The 16074-nt window shown below is 54.8% G+C and carries 12 protein-coding genes; 10 read left to right on the top strand and 2 right to left on the bottom strand.

The window, feature by feature from the left end; translation table 11 throughout:
* Nucleotides 1-139 precede the first annotated feature (139 nt).
* The 4 genes from ACN0YD_RS04920 to spt all read left to right on the top strand — a co-directional run bounded on the left by ACN0YD_RS04920 (nucleotide 140) and on the right by spt (nucleotide 4477).
* A complete protein-coding gene (locus tag ACN0YD_RS04920) occupies nucleotides 140-1882 on the top strand; it encodes a fatty acyl-AMP ligase (protein WP_417317534.1) in 1743 nt (580 codons plus the stop codon).
* A gap of 113 nt (nucleotides 1883-1995) precedes the next feature.
* A complete protein-coding gene (locus ACN0YD_RS04915; protein WP_417317533.1) occupies nucleotides 1996-2934 on the top strand; it encodes an NAD-dependent epimerase/dehydratase family protein in 939 nt (312 codons plus the stop codon).
* 71 nt (nucleotides 2935-3005) lie between these two features.
* A complete protein-coding gene (locus ACN0YD_RS04910; protein ID WP_417317532.1) occupies nucleotides 3006-3254 on the top strand; it encodes an acyl carrier protein in 249 nt (82 codons plus the stop codon).
* Nucleotides 3251-4477 (top strand): serine palmitoyltransferase, encoded by a 1227-nt coding sequence (gene spt / locus ACN0YD_RS04905; protein WP_417317531.1) that lies wholly within the window; start codon nucleotides 3251-3253, stop codon nucleotides 4475-4477. Before ACN0YD_RS04910 ends, spt begins: the two co-directional genes overlap by 4 nt.
* A 37-nt stretch (nucleotides 4478-4514) precedes the next feature.
* Here spt and ACN0YD_RS04900 read toward each other — a convergent pair whose 3' ends face one another.
* The gene (locus ACN0YD_RS04900; protein WP_417317530.1) at nucleotides 4515-5420 is read right to left on the bottom strand and encodes a diacylglycerol kinase family protein; all 906 of its coding nucleotides are present in this window, start codon (nucleotides 5418-5420) and stop codon (nucleotides 4515-4517) included.
* A 253-nt stretch (nucleotides 5421-5673) separates the two neighbouring features.
* On the opposite strand from ACN0YD_RS04900, the gene lptF reads away from it, so the two are divergent.
* The 4 genes from lptF (at nucleotide 5674) to ACN0YD_RS04880 (ending at nucleotide 10026) form a co-directional block, all read left to right on the top strand.
* On the top strand, nucleotides 5674-6849 hold the full coding sequence (gene lptF / locus ACN0YD_RS04895; protein WP_417317529.1) for an LPS export ABC transporter permease LptF: 1176 nt from the start codon (nucleotides 5674-5676) through the stop codon (nucleotides 6847-6849).
* A gap of 1 nt (nucleotide 6850) precedes the next feature.
* On the top strand, nucleotides 6851-7978 hold the full coding sequence (lptG, locus tag ACN0YD_RS04890; protein WP_417317528.1) for an LPS export ABC transporter permease LptG: 1128 nt from the start codon (nucleotides 6851-6853) through the stop codon (nucleotides 7976-7978).
* A 22-nt stretch (nucleotides 7979-8000) separates the two neighbouring features.
* On the top strand, nucleotides 8001-9161 hold the full coding sequence (locus tag ACN0YD_RS04885) for a hypothetical protein (RefSeq protein ID WP_417317527.1): 1161 nt from the start codon (nucleotides 8001-8003) through the stop codon (nucleotides 9159-9161).
* A 94-nt stretch (nucleotides 9162-9255) separates the two neighbouring features.
* Complete coding sequence (locus ACN0YD_RS04880; protein ID WP_417317526.1) at nucleotides 9256-10026, top strand: DUF502 domain-containing protein; 771 nt, start codon at nucleotides 9256-9258, stop codon at nucleotides 10024-10026.
* Here the strand turns inward: ACN0YD_RS04880 and recG are convergent.
* Complete coding sequence (gene recG, locus ACN0YD_RS04875) at nucleotides 10018-12111, bottom strand: ATP-dependent DNA helicase RecG (protein WP_417317525.1); 2094 nt, start codon at nucleotides 12109-12111, stop codon at nucleotides 10018-10020. The genes ACN0YD_RS04880 and recG overlap by 9 nt on opposite strands.
* A gap of 105 nt (nucleotides 12112-12216) precedes the next feature.
* Here recG and ACN0YD_RS04870 point away from each other — a divergent pair, with 105 nt between their 5' ends.
* Nucleotides 12217-12534 (top strand): succinate dehydrogenase assembly factor 2, encoded by a 318-nt coding sequence (locus tag ACN0YD_RS04870; protein ID WP_417317524.1) that lies wholly within the window; start codon nucleotides 12217-12219, stop codon nucleotides 12532-12534.
* Nucleotides 12535-12536: 2 nt separating this feature from the next.
* Entirely contained in the window at nucleotides 12537-16022 is a 3486-nt protein-coding gene (gene mfd, locus ACN0YD_RS04865) for a transcription-repair coupling factor (protein WP_417318845.1), read from the top strand.
* The last annotated feature ends 52 nt before the right edge of the window (nucleotides 16023-16074 follow it).

Below are 16074 nucleotides of genomic sequence, written 5' to 3'. Positions count from 1 at the left end.
AAAAATAAATAAATTTCTTGCGATACCGGACAAGTGAAGGTATCGAGGGTGAAATCAAGTTAACAAAAACATGGCGATGTGCCGTGTTCTTGTTTGAGGAAAAGCTAACCAAGGCTTAGGTAAGTGACAAAAAACGTATATGCTTGAACCTATTCCTACACTAGATCCGACATTGCCAAGGCGCATTGCGGATTTTGACACCCTCCCGGACGCCCTGGATTATGCGGCCAAGGGAGTGAGGGGTCTCAATTTCTATTCTCCAAGAGGCGAACTGGAAAGCAGCATTACCTTTGCTCTGATCCGGGAACGCGCGATGGAGATTGCACGTCGGCTTATTCATTTCGGTATGAAGAAGGGGGATCGTGTCGCCCTGATCGCCGAAACCAGCGAAGATTTTGTCTGCTATTTCATGGGCTGCCAGTATGCCGGAATGCTACCGGTTCCCCTGCCCCTGCCGACCTCGTTCGGCGGTCGTGACGGCTACACAAGCCAGCTTCACCAACAGATGAAAAGCTGCGGCGCCAGGATGGCATTCTCCGCCTCCTATATGCTGCCTCTTCTGGACGAAGCCACTGAAGGACTGAAACTTCGTTTTGTTGGCACGGCAGACACTTTCGAAGCCCAGATTGACAGCAAGAACATCGAGGCAGTCGAACTGCCCAACCCGCAGCCGGATGACCTGGCCTATCTTCAGTATTCTTCCGGAAGCACCCGCTTTCCTCACGGTGTGGCTGTAACTCATCGCTCTCTTATGTCCAACTGTTACGGAATTGGCGCCGAAGGCGTTCAGGTGAATGATGAGGACCGGGTAGTTTCCTGGCTGCCGTTTTATCATGATATGGGTCTTGTCGGCACCCTGCTGTCCCCCATCGCCTGTCAAATGACAACCGATTATCTGGCAACCGAAGCCTTTGCGCGCCGTCCCATGCAGTGGCTCAAACTTATTTCCCGCAACAAGGGCACCATCACCTACAGCCCCACATTCGGTTATGAAATCTGCAGCCGTCGCGCAAACGGCAAGGATACAGAGGGCATGGATCTGTCAAGCTGGCGCGTGGCCGGCATCGGCGGCGATATGATCCGCGCCGATGTGCTGAGAAATTTCCATGAAACGTTCAGTTCACACGGGTTCCGGGAAACCACTTTCCTGCCGAGTTATGGACTTGCGGAATGTACACTTGCGGTCAGCTTCATGACTCTGGATACCGGTGTCGAAATTGATCTGGTCAATGAGAAAGTCCTGACCGGAGAAATCAAGACCCTGGAAAAATACGAAAAAGCCAACGGAAACGGTGCAAATTACCGGGAAGTCGTCAATTGCGGCAAGGCTCTTTCCCAGTATGAACTGGAAGTCCGTGACGAAGACAATAATGCCCTGGGCGAACGCGAAATCGGACGCATCTGTGTTCGCGGCCCGAGCGTCATGGTCGGCTATTTCGATGATGAGGAAGCCACCGAAGCCTGCCTGTCGGAAGATGGCTGGCTGGATACTGGTGATATGGGATATGTGGTGGACGGCTCCGTCTATATTATCGGTCGGATCAAGGACCTGATTATTATCAACGGTAAAAACCACTGGCCCCAGGATATCGAATGGGCCGTGGAGCAGATTGCTGATCTGAGGTCCGGCGACAGCGCCGCCATTTCCATCCCCGGTGACAACAACGAGGAAATCCCCGCTGTTCTTGTACAGTGCCGCACCCGGGACGAAGCAGACCGGTTGGATCTGGAAGACCGGATCAAGAGCAAGGTCAAGGAAATGGTCGGAGCAAGTGCACGGGTCGTGCTTTTGCCGCCGCGTTCCCTGCCCCGGACCTCTTCCGGAAAACTGAGCCGCAGCAAAGCCAGACAGCAGTATCTGGCCGGAAAGCTGGCTTCCTGATCCTGACCGGGAAATCAATATATTCAGCCCCCCGTTGACCCGGATTAAGTTGACCCGGATTGACAGGGGGTTATATTTTATCCGGTACAACATGTAACCACACTCGGAATTTCATGAGCAAAACAGCCGCAGTCACCGGAGCAACCGGATTCGTCGGAAAACATATGGTCCATCAGCTGACCGCCCGGGGCTACCGGGTCAAGGCCCTGGTCCGGCGTCCCCAGCAGCCGATGGAAAATGTGGAATGGATCGAAGGTGATTTCCATAACGAAGCGGCCGTTTCGCAATTTGTCAGCGGTACGGATGTGCTGTTTCACATTGCCGGCGCGATCAAGGCCCGTAATTTTCAGGAATTTGCCACCATCAATCGCGACAGCGTGACAGTCCTGTTGAATGCCCTTCCTCCTGAAGGGCCCGCCCCGCACTTTGTCCTGCTCTCCTCCCTTGCCGCCCGGGAAAGATATCTTTCCCATTATGCGGAAAGCAAGCGCCAGGGAGAAGAAGTTCTGCTGGATCACGCCCCGGCCCATCTGAACTGGACCATCATTCGGGCACCAGCTATTTACGGACCGGGGGACTATGAGATCCTCAAACTGTTCAAATCCCTGAAATGGGGGTTTTCCCTGGTCCCCGGCAGCCGGCACAATCGGACTTCTGTGATTTTTGTGGAGGACCTGGTATCGGCCATGGCCGAATGCACCCGTTGCGAAACGGCTTACTCTAAAATTCTGGACGTTGATGACAGTGCCGAGAACGGCTACTCATTGCAGGAAATATTCAATACGGCCTCGCAGATCATGAACAGGCGGGCGCTGAAACTGACTGCGGGAAGAAAATCGCTGAAGCTTTTTGCCCACACCAATAAGTTTATTTCCAGAATTTTCGGTTATGTACCAATGGTTTCACCGGAAAAGGTAAATGAGCTTTGCCATCCGGACTGGAGATGCCGGGACGAGCATATAAAGAATTTCGTAGCCTGGGAGCCGAAAATCAGGCTTAATAAAGGACTTGAAATATGTTTCCGCTGGTACAGGGAGGAAAATTTATTGTAAACGACCTGATTTTAGATGGATTTACCAATATTTATTATGTAACTTAGCGGGCCTTATTTAAGGCGAAAAACATGACAGACACAAATAGTACGCTAGATCAAATCTGCACCCTGGTTGCCCCCTTCAACAAGAAGGGAATTCCTCTCACCGCCGACACCACATTCAGTACCGACCTGGAACTGGATTCGCTGGCGGTTATGGACCTTTTGGCCGAAATCGAGGACCACTTTGATATTACTGTGCCCCTGAACATCCTGCCGGACCTGGAAAAGGTTGGCCAGGTTGCCGATGCCGTTGATAAAATACTAAGTGAACAATGACAGTTGATCTTTTTGAAAAATTTGATGTAACCCTGAACAATTTCCGGCAGCTGCCGGAAGGGGAAAGTAATCCGTTTACGGTCAGCATGGAGAAAATTCTCTCTCCGACCGAAGCCATCATTAACGGGCGCAAGACGATCCTTGCCGGAACCAACAATTACATGGGCATGACCTTCAATGAGGACGCCGTGGCTGCCGCCAAGGAAGCGCTTCTCAACGAAGGAACAGGCACCACCGGTTCCAGGGTTCTGAACGGCACCTACAACAGCCATACGGCGCTGGAAAAAGAGCTGAAGAAATTCTACGGCACGGAACACGCCATGGTCTTTTCAACCGGCTACCAGGCCAACCTGGGAATCATTGCCACACTGGCCGGACCCAAGGACTATATCCTGATTGATGCGGACAGCCATGCCAGCATCTATGACGGCTGTGCCATGGGCAACGCCACAGTGATACGTTTCGCCCATAATGATCCGGAAAATCTCGACAAGCGGCTAACCCGCCTGCGCAAAACAGATCCGGAAGCGGGCGTTCTGGTCGTGGTTGAAGGTGTCTACAGCATGCTTGGCGACCAGGCACCTCTCAAGGAACTGGCTGCCGTTTCCAAAAAACACGACGCCTATATTCTTGTTGACGAAGCGCATTCCATTGGTGTCTTCGGCGCCACTGGCCGCGGCGTTGCCCAGGCCCAGGGTGTTGAGGACCAGATCGACTTTATCGTCGGCACCTTTTCCAAAAGCGTCGGCACAATCGGCGGATACTGCGTTTCCAACCATCCGAAGTTCGAGGTCCTGCGCCTTGTCTGCCGTCCCTATATGTTCACTGCATCCCTGCCGCCATCAGTGGTCGCCTCGGCCACCAAGGCCCTGCAGATCATCGCTGATACCAACCTTCGGGAAAAGCTGCTGGCCAACAGTATGCGCCTGAACAAAGGACTGGCCAAAATCGGCTTCAACATGGGCACCTCCGGGGAAAGCCCCATTGCCGCAATTATTGTGGACGACCTGCACCAGGCAATCGCTTTCTGGGGTGAAATGATCAAGGAAGGCGTTTATGTCAACCTGGCTCTGCCGCCGGCGACACCGAACAACTACAACCTGATGCGTTGTAGCCTGTCTGCCGCCCACACGGACGAGCAGATTGACTTTATGCTTGAAAAATTCGAGATGGTTGGCCACAAACTGGGTGTCCTGGCCGACAAGGCGCTGGAAACGGCCTGAAACCGTTCGCCGCAGCCCGCTGGAGGTTAAGAGCGAACTACAATTTAAGAAAAGACAGGCGAGCTGTTGAGGAAATCATCAGCTCGCCATCTTTTTCCGCCTCGAAAAAGCTGCCATCCACAACAAAAGGGCCGTTCTGGACGATACGGGCGTGGCCAATTTCCCGCAGCACCTGCCCCGGAAGATCCTTACCCTTGAACCTGCCCCTCAAGAGCTGTTTTCCAACCGAAAATAGCGCATCGGATGTATTCTCAATGCTCAGATAATGAATTTTGCCCTCATGCTCCAGTCGTGGCAGTCGGGCCCCCATCATGATCATGCTCAGGGTAGTGATACAGATCATGTAATATCGCCCGACAACGGCACCGCGCTCGCTCAGAACAACCCGAACAGTTTTCTGCATATCCTTGTCCTTGAGGGCCTTTACCGACGCCTGCCGGATAAAACCGATGGAGAACAGACGCCTGGCGAGGCTCTTGAAAAGGCTGTTGCCGGCAATGGGACAATTGAAGGCCCGTTTATCGCCGGTTACCCCTCCGCAACAGAAATACAGGCCGTAAACCATACCGACGCCATGGGCCCCCTCCACCTTGATGAGTGGCAGGGAGAGTGTATTGTTCAACATTTTTCCCGCCTTGCGACGCTTCAGCAGGCGGGCAAGTTCCCGGTGCGGGCTCTCGGTAAGTGCCCCCATATTTTCGGCAATGATGTTGTTGTCCCCCCCCGGCAGAACGGCAAGCGGCGGTAATTTCCCCTCGAAAGGATTTTTCTCGATCAGATACTCGAAGGCCGCTGAAGCCAGCGCCTGACCGCCAATAATGACGATTGCCTCGGCGTTGGTTTTCCTGAACATCTCCAGGGCCTCGCCGACATGGCTGTGATTTTCCACCTCATAGTGCACAACCCCGGACCCGGAAGATGCCACCTGCCTCAGTTTGTCCATTTCGCCGTTCTCCCCGAATGACGAAGGACTTGATAATATGGCAATTACGCTCAATGAACTGTCCCGCTTTTTTTACTACCCCAACATTATTATTCACATTATGGTCTTTTATTGGCGGTTGTCTCAAGAAAAATACACTAAAGAGCGGTTGTTGAAAATTCTTAAATGGAAAAATTCATTTCCTTGTATATATTTCTAGCATAGACGGCTCGAAGCAGGATAAACAATATCATCCACACCATAATACAGGCTCATGCTTAAAAAGATCGATTACTATATTCTGCGGGAGACAATTGTACCCTTGGTCATGACCTTGGGCATTGCCGCCCTGCTTCTGTTGCTGGAGAAAATGCTCAGCCTTTTTGACTTTGTCATTAACGAGGGCGGCCCCATCGATATCGTCTGGCGCATGCTGGGCAATCTTATGCCCCAATATCTTACTCTTGTCATTCCCCTGGCCATGTTCCTCGGCGTGCTGCTGGCAATCCGCAAACTGGCCCTGAACAGCGAACTGGACGCCCTTCTGGCCAGCGGGCTAAGCCTTAACCGGCTGATTATCCCCTGTATCGGCATTGCCGCCTTTCTGCTGATAGTCAATGTCATTGTCGTGGGTTTTGTCCAGCCCTACAGCCGCTATGCCTATAACGGGCTGTATTTTGACGTCCGCAGCGGCGCACTAGGCGCCTCCATCAAGGCCGGCGAGTTCACGGACCTGGGAGACGGCCTGACCCTGCGGATCGAAGAGAGCCGCAATTCAGGCCGGGAGCTGCTGGATATTTTCGCGCAAAAGGAAAACGAGGACGGACGAGTTCTCGCCATTACTGCCAAGAAAGGCGGATTTTTCATTACTCCCGATGAAAGATACCTGATCCTCAAGCTGTTCAACGGTACAATTATCGAGCTGGATTCCAGCCAGGCCCGCCCGAGGGTTCTGAATTTCGACGAACATGACCTGCCGCTGAATGTTCCCATGTTCGAACAGTTCCGGGAACGCGGAGAAGACGCCCGGGAAATGACCTTTCTGGAGCTCTGGGAACAAAGATACAGCAACAACGATTCATATCTTGCTGCACTTCATGCCCGGACGGCCCGCGCCCTGTCGATCCTGATCGTCCCGTTTCTGGCCTTCCCGCTGGGCCTGGTGGCTAAACGGTCTGGACGAGCGCTGGGCATTACAGTGGGGATTGTGATCCTGCTTGTCTATCACAAGGTTCTGGAATTCGGCCAGGCCTTTGCCGCCGACGGCCTGGTCTCTTCCTGGGTATCCATCTGGCTGCCGACCCTGCTGTTTGTCCTGCTGACGGGCCGGCTTTACTATGTCGGCGCCTACAAGGTGGGCGGCATGCCGCTCAGACGGCTTGAGATCATCTACGAAGTGGTCATGGAAGCTATCGCAAAAATTATCAGCAGAATGAGAACGGCGGACTGAGATGCAGAGAGTACTCAGATATTCAAGCATTATCGGCAGACTGTTCAATCCGGGCAGCCTTGACCTTTACCTGGCCAAAGTATTTATCCTCCGCTACCTGGTCATTCTGGTGGGCCTGATCGCCACCCTGCAAGCCCTTGACCTGCTGGCGAAATCAGATGATATTCTTGCCGGAGACGGCGCCACAATGTCCGACCTCTGGACCTATGTAACTCTGCGTACACCACAGCTGGTTACCCTTTTCTCTCCTTTTGTAGCACTGCTTTCCGCCATTCTTTCCTTTGCCGGACTGAATGTGCACAGTGAAATTATCATTATGAAGACTGCGGGCTGGAATGCGTTCCGGATCGTCCTGCCGCTGACCATGATGTCCATCCTTATCGCCGCGCTTCATTTCGTTTTTAACGAGACTGTCTCGGTCAAGGCCCGGGCAGAGCTGAGAAACTGGGAAGAGCATGAATTTGCCGCCGACTTGCCGCCTGCGCCCGACGTGGTGTATGACAGCTGGGTTGCCGATGGCAATAACCTGATCAAGGCGGAAAGCGCAAGCCGCAACGGCAGCATCCTGCTTCTGGACAAGGTTACGCAGTATGTCCGCAACAAAAATCAGGAGGTCACCGCCCTCATCAAGGCGGACTTTGCCGTCTACAGGGACGGCTCATGGACCCTGTTCGAGGTTAAAAAATTCGACCTAAAAACCCTCGAAGTCACCCCGCTTGAGAATCTGGACTGGAAAACCAGGGTGCCGCCGGAACGCTATATCGCCCTGGCCCTGAAACCAGACCAGGTCAACCTTCAACAATTGCGCCAGGCCATCAAACAACTGAAAAACGAGGGTCATTCCACCAATGACTACGAGACCCAGTTGCATCAAAAATTTGTCCTGCCGCTCAGCACCCTTCTGATGCCTTTGCTGGCGGGCCTGGCCGCATTCGGCCTGCATCGCGGCGGCAATCTTTTCGGTCGTATCCTGATCACCATGGCCATGGGGTTCGGCTATTTCGTCATCAACAATCTTTTTGTTGCCCTGGGCCAGTATGGTGCCGTCCCGCCAATTGTGGCGGCCTGGCTTCCCCTGTTGCTGTTTGGCCTAATCGGCATCAGCTTTATCCTCCTTACCGAAGAATAACCCGCCCAACAGAGACTGAATCATGACTACAGCCGAGAACCCGACCGATCTGGAAATCAAGGAAGTAACCGACGGCAAATTGCTGAAGGATTTCATAAGGGTTCCCTACATGATTTTCAGGGATGATTCTGCCTATATTCCACCCCTTGAAATGGAACGGATGGATATTCTTTCCCGGGATAAAAACCCCTATTTCGAACATGCAGAAGCCGGCTACTGGGTTGCCCGTCGTAATGGCGAAACCGTCGGCCGCATCTCGGCCCAGATGGACCAGCTTGTGCAGAAATACCACGGTGAAAAATCCGGTCATTTCGGTTTCTTTGACTGCATTGACGACCAGAGCGTTGCCGATGCTCTCCTGGATACGGCTGAAAACTGGTTGCGGGAAAAGGGCGCCGTGAAAGTTATCGGCCCCTTCAGCCTGTCCATCAATGAGGAAACCGGCATGCTGGTGAACGGTTTTGACAAGCCGCCCAGCCTGATGATGGCACACAGCCGTCCCTATTATGAAAGCCTGGTACGCAATCACGGTTACGAGAAGGTGAAGGATGTCTGGGCCTACTGGCTGGACATCAGCCAGGAAATCCTGCCCCCGGCCGTTGACAAACTGGTGAAAAGAACCTTTGAAGGCGACAAGATCACCATCCGGCCCATCGACATGAAAAACTATGACCGGGACCTTGCCACCATTCTGGATATTTTCAATGACGCCTGGTCGGACAACTGGGGTTTCATCCCTTTCACCGACAATGAACTCAAACAGGTCGCCAAGGACATGAAACTGCTGATCCGTCCCGATTTCACATATATTGCCGAAATGGAGGGTGAACCCCAGGCCATGATGGTCACCCTGCCGAACCTGAATGAAGTAATCAGGGACCTGAACGGCAAACTTTTCCCCTTCGGTATTTTCAAGCTTCTCTGGCGGCTGAAAATTCACCCCAGCTACAAAACCGTCCGCGTTCCCCTGATGGGAGTCCGCCAAAAATACCAGAACGGCATGATTGGCGGAGCCATGGCCTTTTCCCTTATCGAAACCTGTCGTATTCACGCGGCGGCCGCCGGCTGCACTCATGCAGAACTTGGTTGGGTTCTGGAAGAAAACACCCGGCTGCAGAAAATGCTGGAAACCATCGGCTGCGCCCATTACAAAACATATCGGTTGTTTGGCAGAGAACTGTAGAAACAGACATATAATTGCCATGATCAGCAACTAAAGAGGCTATATTGTCAGGGTCAAAAAATGCTACTCTGAAGGCGCAAAACAGGGCAGAAAAATGTCGGAAAATACCCCCGAAGAACAGGCAGACGAAAACGGCAACTCGCTGGTGCCGAAAAACGGCTTAATGTCTAAAATCAGATATTATTTCCTGACCGGGCTCGTCGTCGCGGCACCGATCGGTATAACCGCCTATCTGGCGTGGGCATTTATTGACACCATTGACCGCAATGTCACGCCTCTGATCCCCAAGGCCTACAATCCGGAAACCTACCTGCCCTTTGGCATTCCGGGTCTCGGGCTCATTGTTGTTATTCTGTTTCTCACCATTCTGGGCGCCCTGACCGCAAATCTGTTTGGCCGCGCCCTGTTGCGGTTTGGTGAAAAGCTCCTGAATCGCATGCCCATCGTGCGGAGTATCTACCATACGCTGAAACAAATTTTCGAGACGGTTGTCGCCCAGAATGCTGAATCCTTCAAGGATGTGGTTTTGGTCGAGTACCCGCGCCGTGGCATCTGGGCTATTGCCTTTGTCACAAGCGAAAACAAAGGCGAAATCCAGCACAAACTGGAAAATGAAATCATCAATGTTTTCCTGCCGACTACGCCCAATCCCACCTCCGGTTTTCTCCTGTTTGTCCCCAAGCGGGATCTGATGTATCTGGATATGAGTCCCGATGAAGGTGTAAAATATGTGATCTCTGCCGGGCTTGTGGACCCCAACAACGGCAAGAACCAGGATCTGCAGAGACGAACACGGCCGGAAAAAGGATCGCGCATCTCCGACTGGAACAATGGAAAGCCGGAAAGCGACGAGGAATTACCCTGACCGCAGGTATCTGATTCCTTCGTCCTGCTCCATCAGGTAAAGCAGCACCCTGAGGGCCTCTCCCCTTTCTGTTTTCAGGTCGGGATCTTTTTCCAGGATCAATCGCGCATCATCCCGGGCAACGGGAATGAGGTCACTGTGGAACTCAAGTGACGCCACTCTGAAGTCGGGCATACCGGACTGACGGGTTCCCAGAAGTTCCCCGGCCCCGCGCAGGCGCAAATCCTCCTCGGCAATGAGAAAACCGTCCTCCGTTTCCCGCATGATCTTCATGCGCGCCCGCGCCGCCTCACTCGCCAGATTGCCGTAAAGCAGCAGACAGACCGACTTTCCACTGCCGCGCCCGACCCGGCCGCGCAGCTGATGCAATTGCGCCAGACCGAAACGTTCCGCATGCTCGATCACCATGACGGTCGCTTCCGGCACATTCACGCCCACCTCGATCACCGTGGTCGCGACCAGCACATCCAGATCACCGGCGGCAAAGGCAGCCATCACCTTGTCTTTCTCCGGTCCCTTCATCTTGCCGTGAACCAGCCCGACACGTCCCGGAAAAATCTGATCCAGCTGTCTGAAACGATCTTCTGCCGCCGCCAGGTCCGACTTTTCGGATTCCTCCACCAACGGACAAATCCAGTAAATGCGCGCACCACCTTCCAATGCCCGGTGCAGGGAACGGACCACCTCGTCCAGGCGGTTATGCGAGATGGTGCGGGTATCCACCGGCTGCCGTCCCGGCGGTTTTTCCGTCAGGCGCGAAACATCCATATCCCCATAGGCGGTCAGTGTCAGGGTGCGCGGAATCGGCGTCGCCGTCATGGCCAGGATATCCATGCCCTGCCCCGGTTTGCCCTTGGCCGCCAGGGCCATGCGCTGTTCCACCCCGAACCGATGCTGTTCATCGATCACCGCCAGAGCCAGATCATGATAGATTACATCTTTCTGAAACAGGGCATGGGTACCCACCAGAATATCGATCTCCCCCGCCGCCAGATCGGCAAGCAATGCTGTCCGGGCCTTGCCCTTGTCCCTGCCGGTCAGCACCTCGATGCGTATATCCAGTGCGACCGCCATTTCCCGCAGACTGTCATAATGCTGCCGGGCCAGGATTTCCGTCGGCGCCAGCAGGGCCGCCTGGGCGCCGCTCTGTACCGCCGCCAGCATGGAGGCCAGCGCCACCACAGTCTTGCCGCTGCCCACATCCCCCTGCAGCAGCCGCATCATTGCGCTGGGGCTTGCCAGATCACCATTGATCTCGGCGATACATTCCTTTTGCGAACCGGTGAGCTCATAAGGCAGGGTTTCGATCAGTTTCCCGACCAGGGGGCCCTCGGTAGTCAGCGCCCGGCCCTTTTTCTTTTTTGCCTCCCTGCGGATCAGGGCAAGCGCCAGCTGGTTGGCCAGAAATTCATCATAGGCCAGCCGGCGGTGGGCTTTGCGGGACGGGTCGAGGTCGGCTGCTGTCTCCGGATAATGCAGGGCGCGCAACGCCTCATGCCAGCCGGGCCAGCCTTCCCGCTGCTTCAATGCCGCATCCATCCACTCGGGAAGCTCTACCGCGCGCTCCAGCGCTGCCCGCACAATGCGCCCCATAACGCGGCCGCTGATCCCGGCAGTAAGCGGATAGACCGGTTCAATGACGGGAATTTCGTCCCGCTTGTCCGGGGCCACTATATAGTCGGGGTGGCTCATCTGCAGCTGACCGTTGAAAATTTCCACCTTGCCACTGATGAGGCGCTTTTCCCCTTCCGGCAATTGTCGGCGGAGATAATCCCCTTTGGCATGGAAGAAGATAAGCTGCATCTGGGCGGTGCCATCATGACACCAGATCCGGTAGGGTCGCCTGGTTCGGGGCGGCGGCGCGTCATGGGCGCCGATCTCCACCTCGACGGTAACCATTTGCTCGTGTCGGACTTCGGAAAGTTGCGGCGAATTGCGCCGGTCAATCACATCAACCGGAAAATGCCAGAACAGGTCCAGCACCCTGTTGCCCACCACCTTGTCCAGCAGTTGGGCGATACGTCCTCCCACACCCGGAAGGCTCACTGTTTCAGCAAAAAAGGGGTAAAGAATCTCCGGGCGCATGGTTTTGTTATTTTATTTTCCTGTCGATATCCTGTAGACAATGATAAACATAGCGGAACCCGACCGGATAGCAAAAGCAGAATCCTGAAACAGACAGAAAAGATCATGAGCCGATTTGACGCTCCGGGCTTTATCGAACCGGAAATTGACAAGAACGAAAGCATTGAAATTCGCAGGAAGCGCCTGAAATTCAGAAGCTGGCATCGCGGCATCAAGGAAGCGGACCTTCTGCTGGGAAACTTTGCCGATGCTCATCTGGATTCCCTCTCCGAAGCTCAACTTGATTTCTATGAAAACCTGCTGCGTGAAGCCGACAGCGACCTTGTAGCCTGGATCACCTCCGACCGGGAGCCGCCGGAGCATCTCAACCATGAAATCATGCAGCTTCTCCGAAGCATCGATTACCTCAAGATTGTAAAGTGAACATTCGAGACCAGTTCATCGACGCCGAAGTCCCCCTTCTGATCGCCAATACGCCGGAAGGCATGGATGCCCTGTTTCTGGCCCAGACCATCCGGGAAACGGACCGCAATCTGTTTCTGCATATTGCCCGGGATGATGGCCGCCTCGCCAATATGGCGGAGTTGATCGCCTGGTTCGCGCCGGAGCTGGAAATCCTGACCTTTCCGGCCTGGGACTGCCTGCCTTATGACCGGGTATCTCCAAACCATGAAATTGTCGCCGAACGGATGATTGCGCTCAGTCGTCTCGCCCGTCTGGAAAATGAACCGACAGGGCGTAAAATACTGGTGCTGACCTCGGTCAATGCGGCAGGACAACGCCTGCCGGAACGACGGATCATGCGGGACAGTTCCTTTCTGATTACTCCGGGCAGCCTTCTGGATATCGACAAGCTTTCCGCTTTCCTGAGCCTGAACGGCTATAGCCGCGCGAGTTCGGTCATGGAACATGGAGATTTTGCCGTACGTGGCGGTCTGGTGGATATTTATCCGCCCGGGTTTGAAGATCCGGTTCGTATCGATCTCTTTGGAGATGAGGTCGACGTGATCCGGGAATTTGACGCACTGAGCCAGCGCTCCGGCGACAAGGTGGACAAGGTAGCCCTTGTTCCCATGAGTGAGGTCTTCCTTGATGAAACCTCAATCCGTCATTTCCGCGCCCGCTACGTCGCTGAATTCGGCACCGTGCTGGATGACGATCCGCTTTATGAGGCGGTTACCGAAGGCCGCAAGCACCAGGGCATGGAGCATTGGCTGCCCCTTTTCCATGAAAAACTGGAAACGCTGTTTGACTATCTGCCCGACTGTCCCGTCACTCTGGATCATCTGGGCGGGGAAGCCCTGGACGATCGCAACAAGGCGATCGAGGACTATTATCAGGCGCGGCAGAATGACTGGAAAAGCCGTCCGGCAGGCAGTCAGACGGCAAGCGTGTATAAACCCCTGCCCCCGGCTCTGCTCTATCTGGATGAGGAAGAGTGGCAAACCTTGAGCGAGGAGCGCTGTATCCATCGCTTTTCCCCCTATGCCTCGCCGCCGGACGTGGACCATATGGACCTGAAGGGAAAGATCGGCCGGGACTTCGCACCGGAACGCAACAACCGGGACATCAATGTCTATGATGCGCTCCGCAAACATGTGGTCTCTCTGGTCAGGGACAACAGAAAAGTCCTGATCGCCAGCTATAGCCTGGGTGCCCGGGACCGCCTGTCCGGGGTACTCAAAGACCATGGCATGGGATGTCACCGGCTTCTGGATGACTGGGCGGAGGTGGAAAAGCTGCCCGAGGACGCCCTGGGGCTGATTATACTGCCGCTGGAACACGGCTTCGAGACGGACAGCCTGGCCATTGTGGCCGAGCAGGACATATTGGGCGACCGGCTGATCCGCAAGGCGCGCCGGTCCCGCAAGGCGGAAAACTTCCTCACCGAGGCCTCGGCATTGACCCCGGGGGATCTGGTTATTCACATGGATCACGGCGTCGGCCGCTACGAAGGCCTCAAGACGCTGGACGTGGGTGGTGCGGCCCATGATTGCGTCATGCTGACTTACCAAGGTGGTGACAAGCTATATGTGCCGGTGGAAAATATCGAGGTCCTGAGCCGCTATTCCTCGGAAGGCTCCGATGCCCAGCTCGACAAGCTCGGCGGCACCGCCTGGCAGGGCAAGAAGGCCCGGCTCAAGAAAAAGCTTCTGGAAATGGCCGACGAACTGATCAAGCTGGCGGCCGAACGCGAACTGCGCAAGGGGTCAGTAATTACCCCGCCGGAGGGGTTGTACGAGGAATTTTGCGCCCGCTTCCCCTATAACGAGACCGATGACCAGTTACGGGCCATCCAGGACGTGATCGATGACCTTGGCTCCGGCCGCCCGATGGACCGGCTGGTCTGTGGCGATGTGGGTTTCGGCAAGACGGAAGTGGCCCTCCGCGCCGCCTTTCTTGCCGCCATGAACGGGTTTCAGGTGGCCATTGTGGCGCCCACAACCCTGCTGGCCCGTCAGCACTACAAAAATTTCACCGACCGCTTCCGCGGCCTGCCTGTCAGGATCGGTCATCTCTCGCGGCTGGTTCCCTCCAAAGACCAGAAACTCACCCGTGAGGAACTTCAGAAGGGTACCTGCGAGATTGTCATCGGCACCCACGCCCTGCTCGGCAAAAATATTCATTTCCGCAACCTAGGCCTGCTTGTCATCGACGAGGAACAGCATTTCGGCGTCTCCCACAAGGAACGTCTCAAGAAACTGCGCCATGATGTGCATGTGCTGACCCTGACCGCCACCCCGATCCCCCGCACCCTGCAGCTGGCCATGAGCGGCATGCGCGGCCTGAGCCTGATTGCCACCCCGCCGGTAGACCGGTTGGCGGTGCGTACCTTTATCCTGCCCATGGACAGCCTGGTGGTACGTGAAGCATTGCTGAGGGAACATTACCGGGGCGGCCAGAGTTTCTATGTCTGCCCGCGCATTGCGGACCTTAAAGAAATTGCCGACTTCCTGAAAGAACATGTACCGGAAGTCAAATTTGTGGTTGCTCACGGCCAGATGCCGCCGGCAGAGATTGAGGATATCATGCATGCCTTTTACGAAGGCAAATATGATGTTCTACTCAGCACCACTATCGTAGAATCCGGGCTCGACATCCCCACCGCCAATACCATGGTGATCCACCGGGCGGACATGTTCGGCCTGTCACAGCTTTATCAGCTGCGTGGCCGGGTAGGTCGGTCCAAGATCAGGGCTTACGCCTATCTCACCCTGCCGCCCCGGCGCATCCCGACCGCCAATGCGGAAAAACGCCTGCAGGTGCTGCAGGCGCTGGATACCCTGGGAGCTGGTTTCACCATTGCCAGCCACGACATGGATATCCGCGGCGCCGGCAATCTTCTGGGCGAAGAACAGTCCGGCCATATCAAGGAAGTGGGACTTGAGCTTTACCAGCAGATGCTGGAAGAAGCCGTGGCCCAGGCCAAAGGCGGCAACGGAGAAGCAGAAGACCTTAGCTGGTCGCCGCAGATCAATGTGGGTGCCGCTGTGCTGATCCCTGAACAATATGTCCCGGACCTGAATCTCCGCATGTCCCTTTACCGGCGTCTTGCGGACTTGACCGACAAGCAGGACATTGATGCTTTCGGTGCGGAACTGATTGACCGTTTCGGCCCCCTGCCCGAAGAAGTTGAACACCTGCTCAAGGTCATTCTGATCAAACATTATTGTCGCGAGGCGGGCATCGAAAAAATCGAAACCGGGCCAAAAGGGGCAATCCTGTCCTTCCGGAACGACAAATTCGCCAATCCGGCAGGTCTTATCGACTTTATTTCCAACCAGACCGCCGTAGCCAAGCTGCGCCCGGATCACCGACTGGTTTATGTCCGTAAATGGGAAAAGATTGAAAGCCGCCTCAAAGGCAGTCTCAATCTGGCCCGGGCGCTGGCCAAAATCGCCACCGAATGATTTCAAAACCCCGCTATGGTTTCCTGAAATTAACCTTATTCTTTAAAAGATT

The organism is Emcibacter sp. (assembly GCF_048269205.1).
Classification (GTDB): domain Bacteria; phylum Pseudomonadota; class Alphaproteobacteria; order Sphingomonadales; family Emcibacteraceae; genus Emcibacter.
This window is presented reverse-complemented; position numbering and strand designations above follow the sequence as displayed.

What these genes read in the sequence shown, in the direction of transcription:
- lptG (WP_417317528.1), top strand. Translation starts at nt 6,851, where the DNA reads ATGCAGAGAGTACTCAGATATTCAAGCATTATCGGCAGACTGTTCAAT.
- ACN0YD_RS04885 (WP_417317527.1), top strand. Translation starts at nt 8,001, where the DNA reads ATGACTACAGCCGAGAACCCGACCGATCTGGAAATCAAGGAAGTAACC.
- ACN0YD_RS04880 (WP_417317526.1), top strand. Translation starts at nt 9,256, where the DNA reads ATGTCGGAAAATACCCCCGAAGAACAGGCAGACGAAAACGGCAACTCG.
- ACN0YD_RS04900 (WP_417317530.1), bottom strand. Translation starts at nt 5,420, where the DNA reads ATGGACAAACTGAGGCAGGTGGCATCTTCCGGGTCCGGGGTTGTGCAC.
- lptF (WP_417317529.1), top strand. Translation starts at nt 5,674, where the DNA reads ATGCTTAAAAAGATCGATTACTATATTCTGCGGGAGACAATTGTACCC.
- ACN0YD_RS04870 (WP_417317524.1), top strand. Translation starts at nt 12,217, where the DNA reads ATGAGCCGATTTGACGCTCCGGGCTTTATCGAACCGGAAATTGACAAG.
- recG (WP_417317525.1), bottom strand. Translation starts at nt 12,111, where the DNA reads ATGCGCCCGGAGATTCTTTACCCCTTTTTTGCTGAAACAGTGAGCCTT.
- spt (WP_417317531.1), top strand. Translation starts at nt 3,251, where the DNA reads ATGACAGTTGATCTTTTTGAAAAATTTGATGTAACCCTGAACAATTTC.
- ACN0YD_RS04915 (WP_417317533.1), top strand. Translation starts at nt 1,996, where the DNA reads ATGAGCAAAACAGCCGCAGTCACCGGAGCAACCGGATTCGTCGGAAAA.
- ACN0YD_RS04920 (WP_417317534.1), top strand. Translation starts at nt 140, where the DNA reads ATGCTTGAACCTATTCCTACACTAGATCCGACATTGCCAAGGCGCATT.
- ACN0YD_RS04910 (WP_417317532.1), top strand. Translation starts at nt 3,006, where the DNA reads ATGACAGACACAAATAGTACGCTAGATCAAATCTGCACCCTGGTTGCC.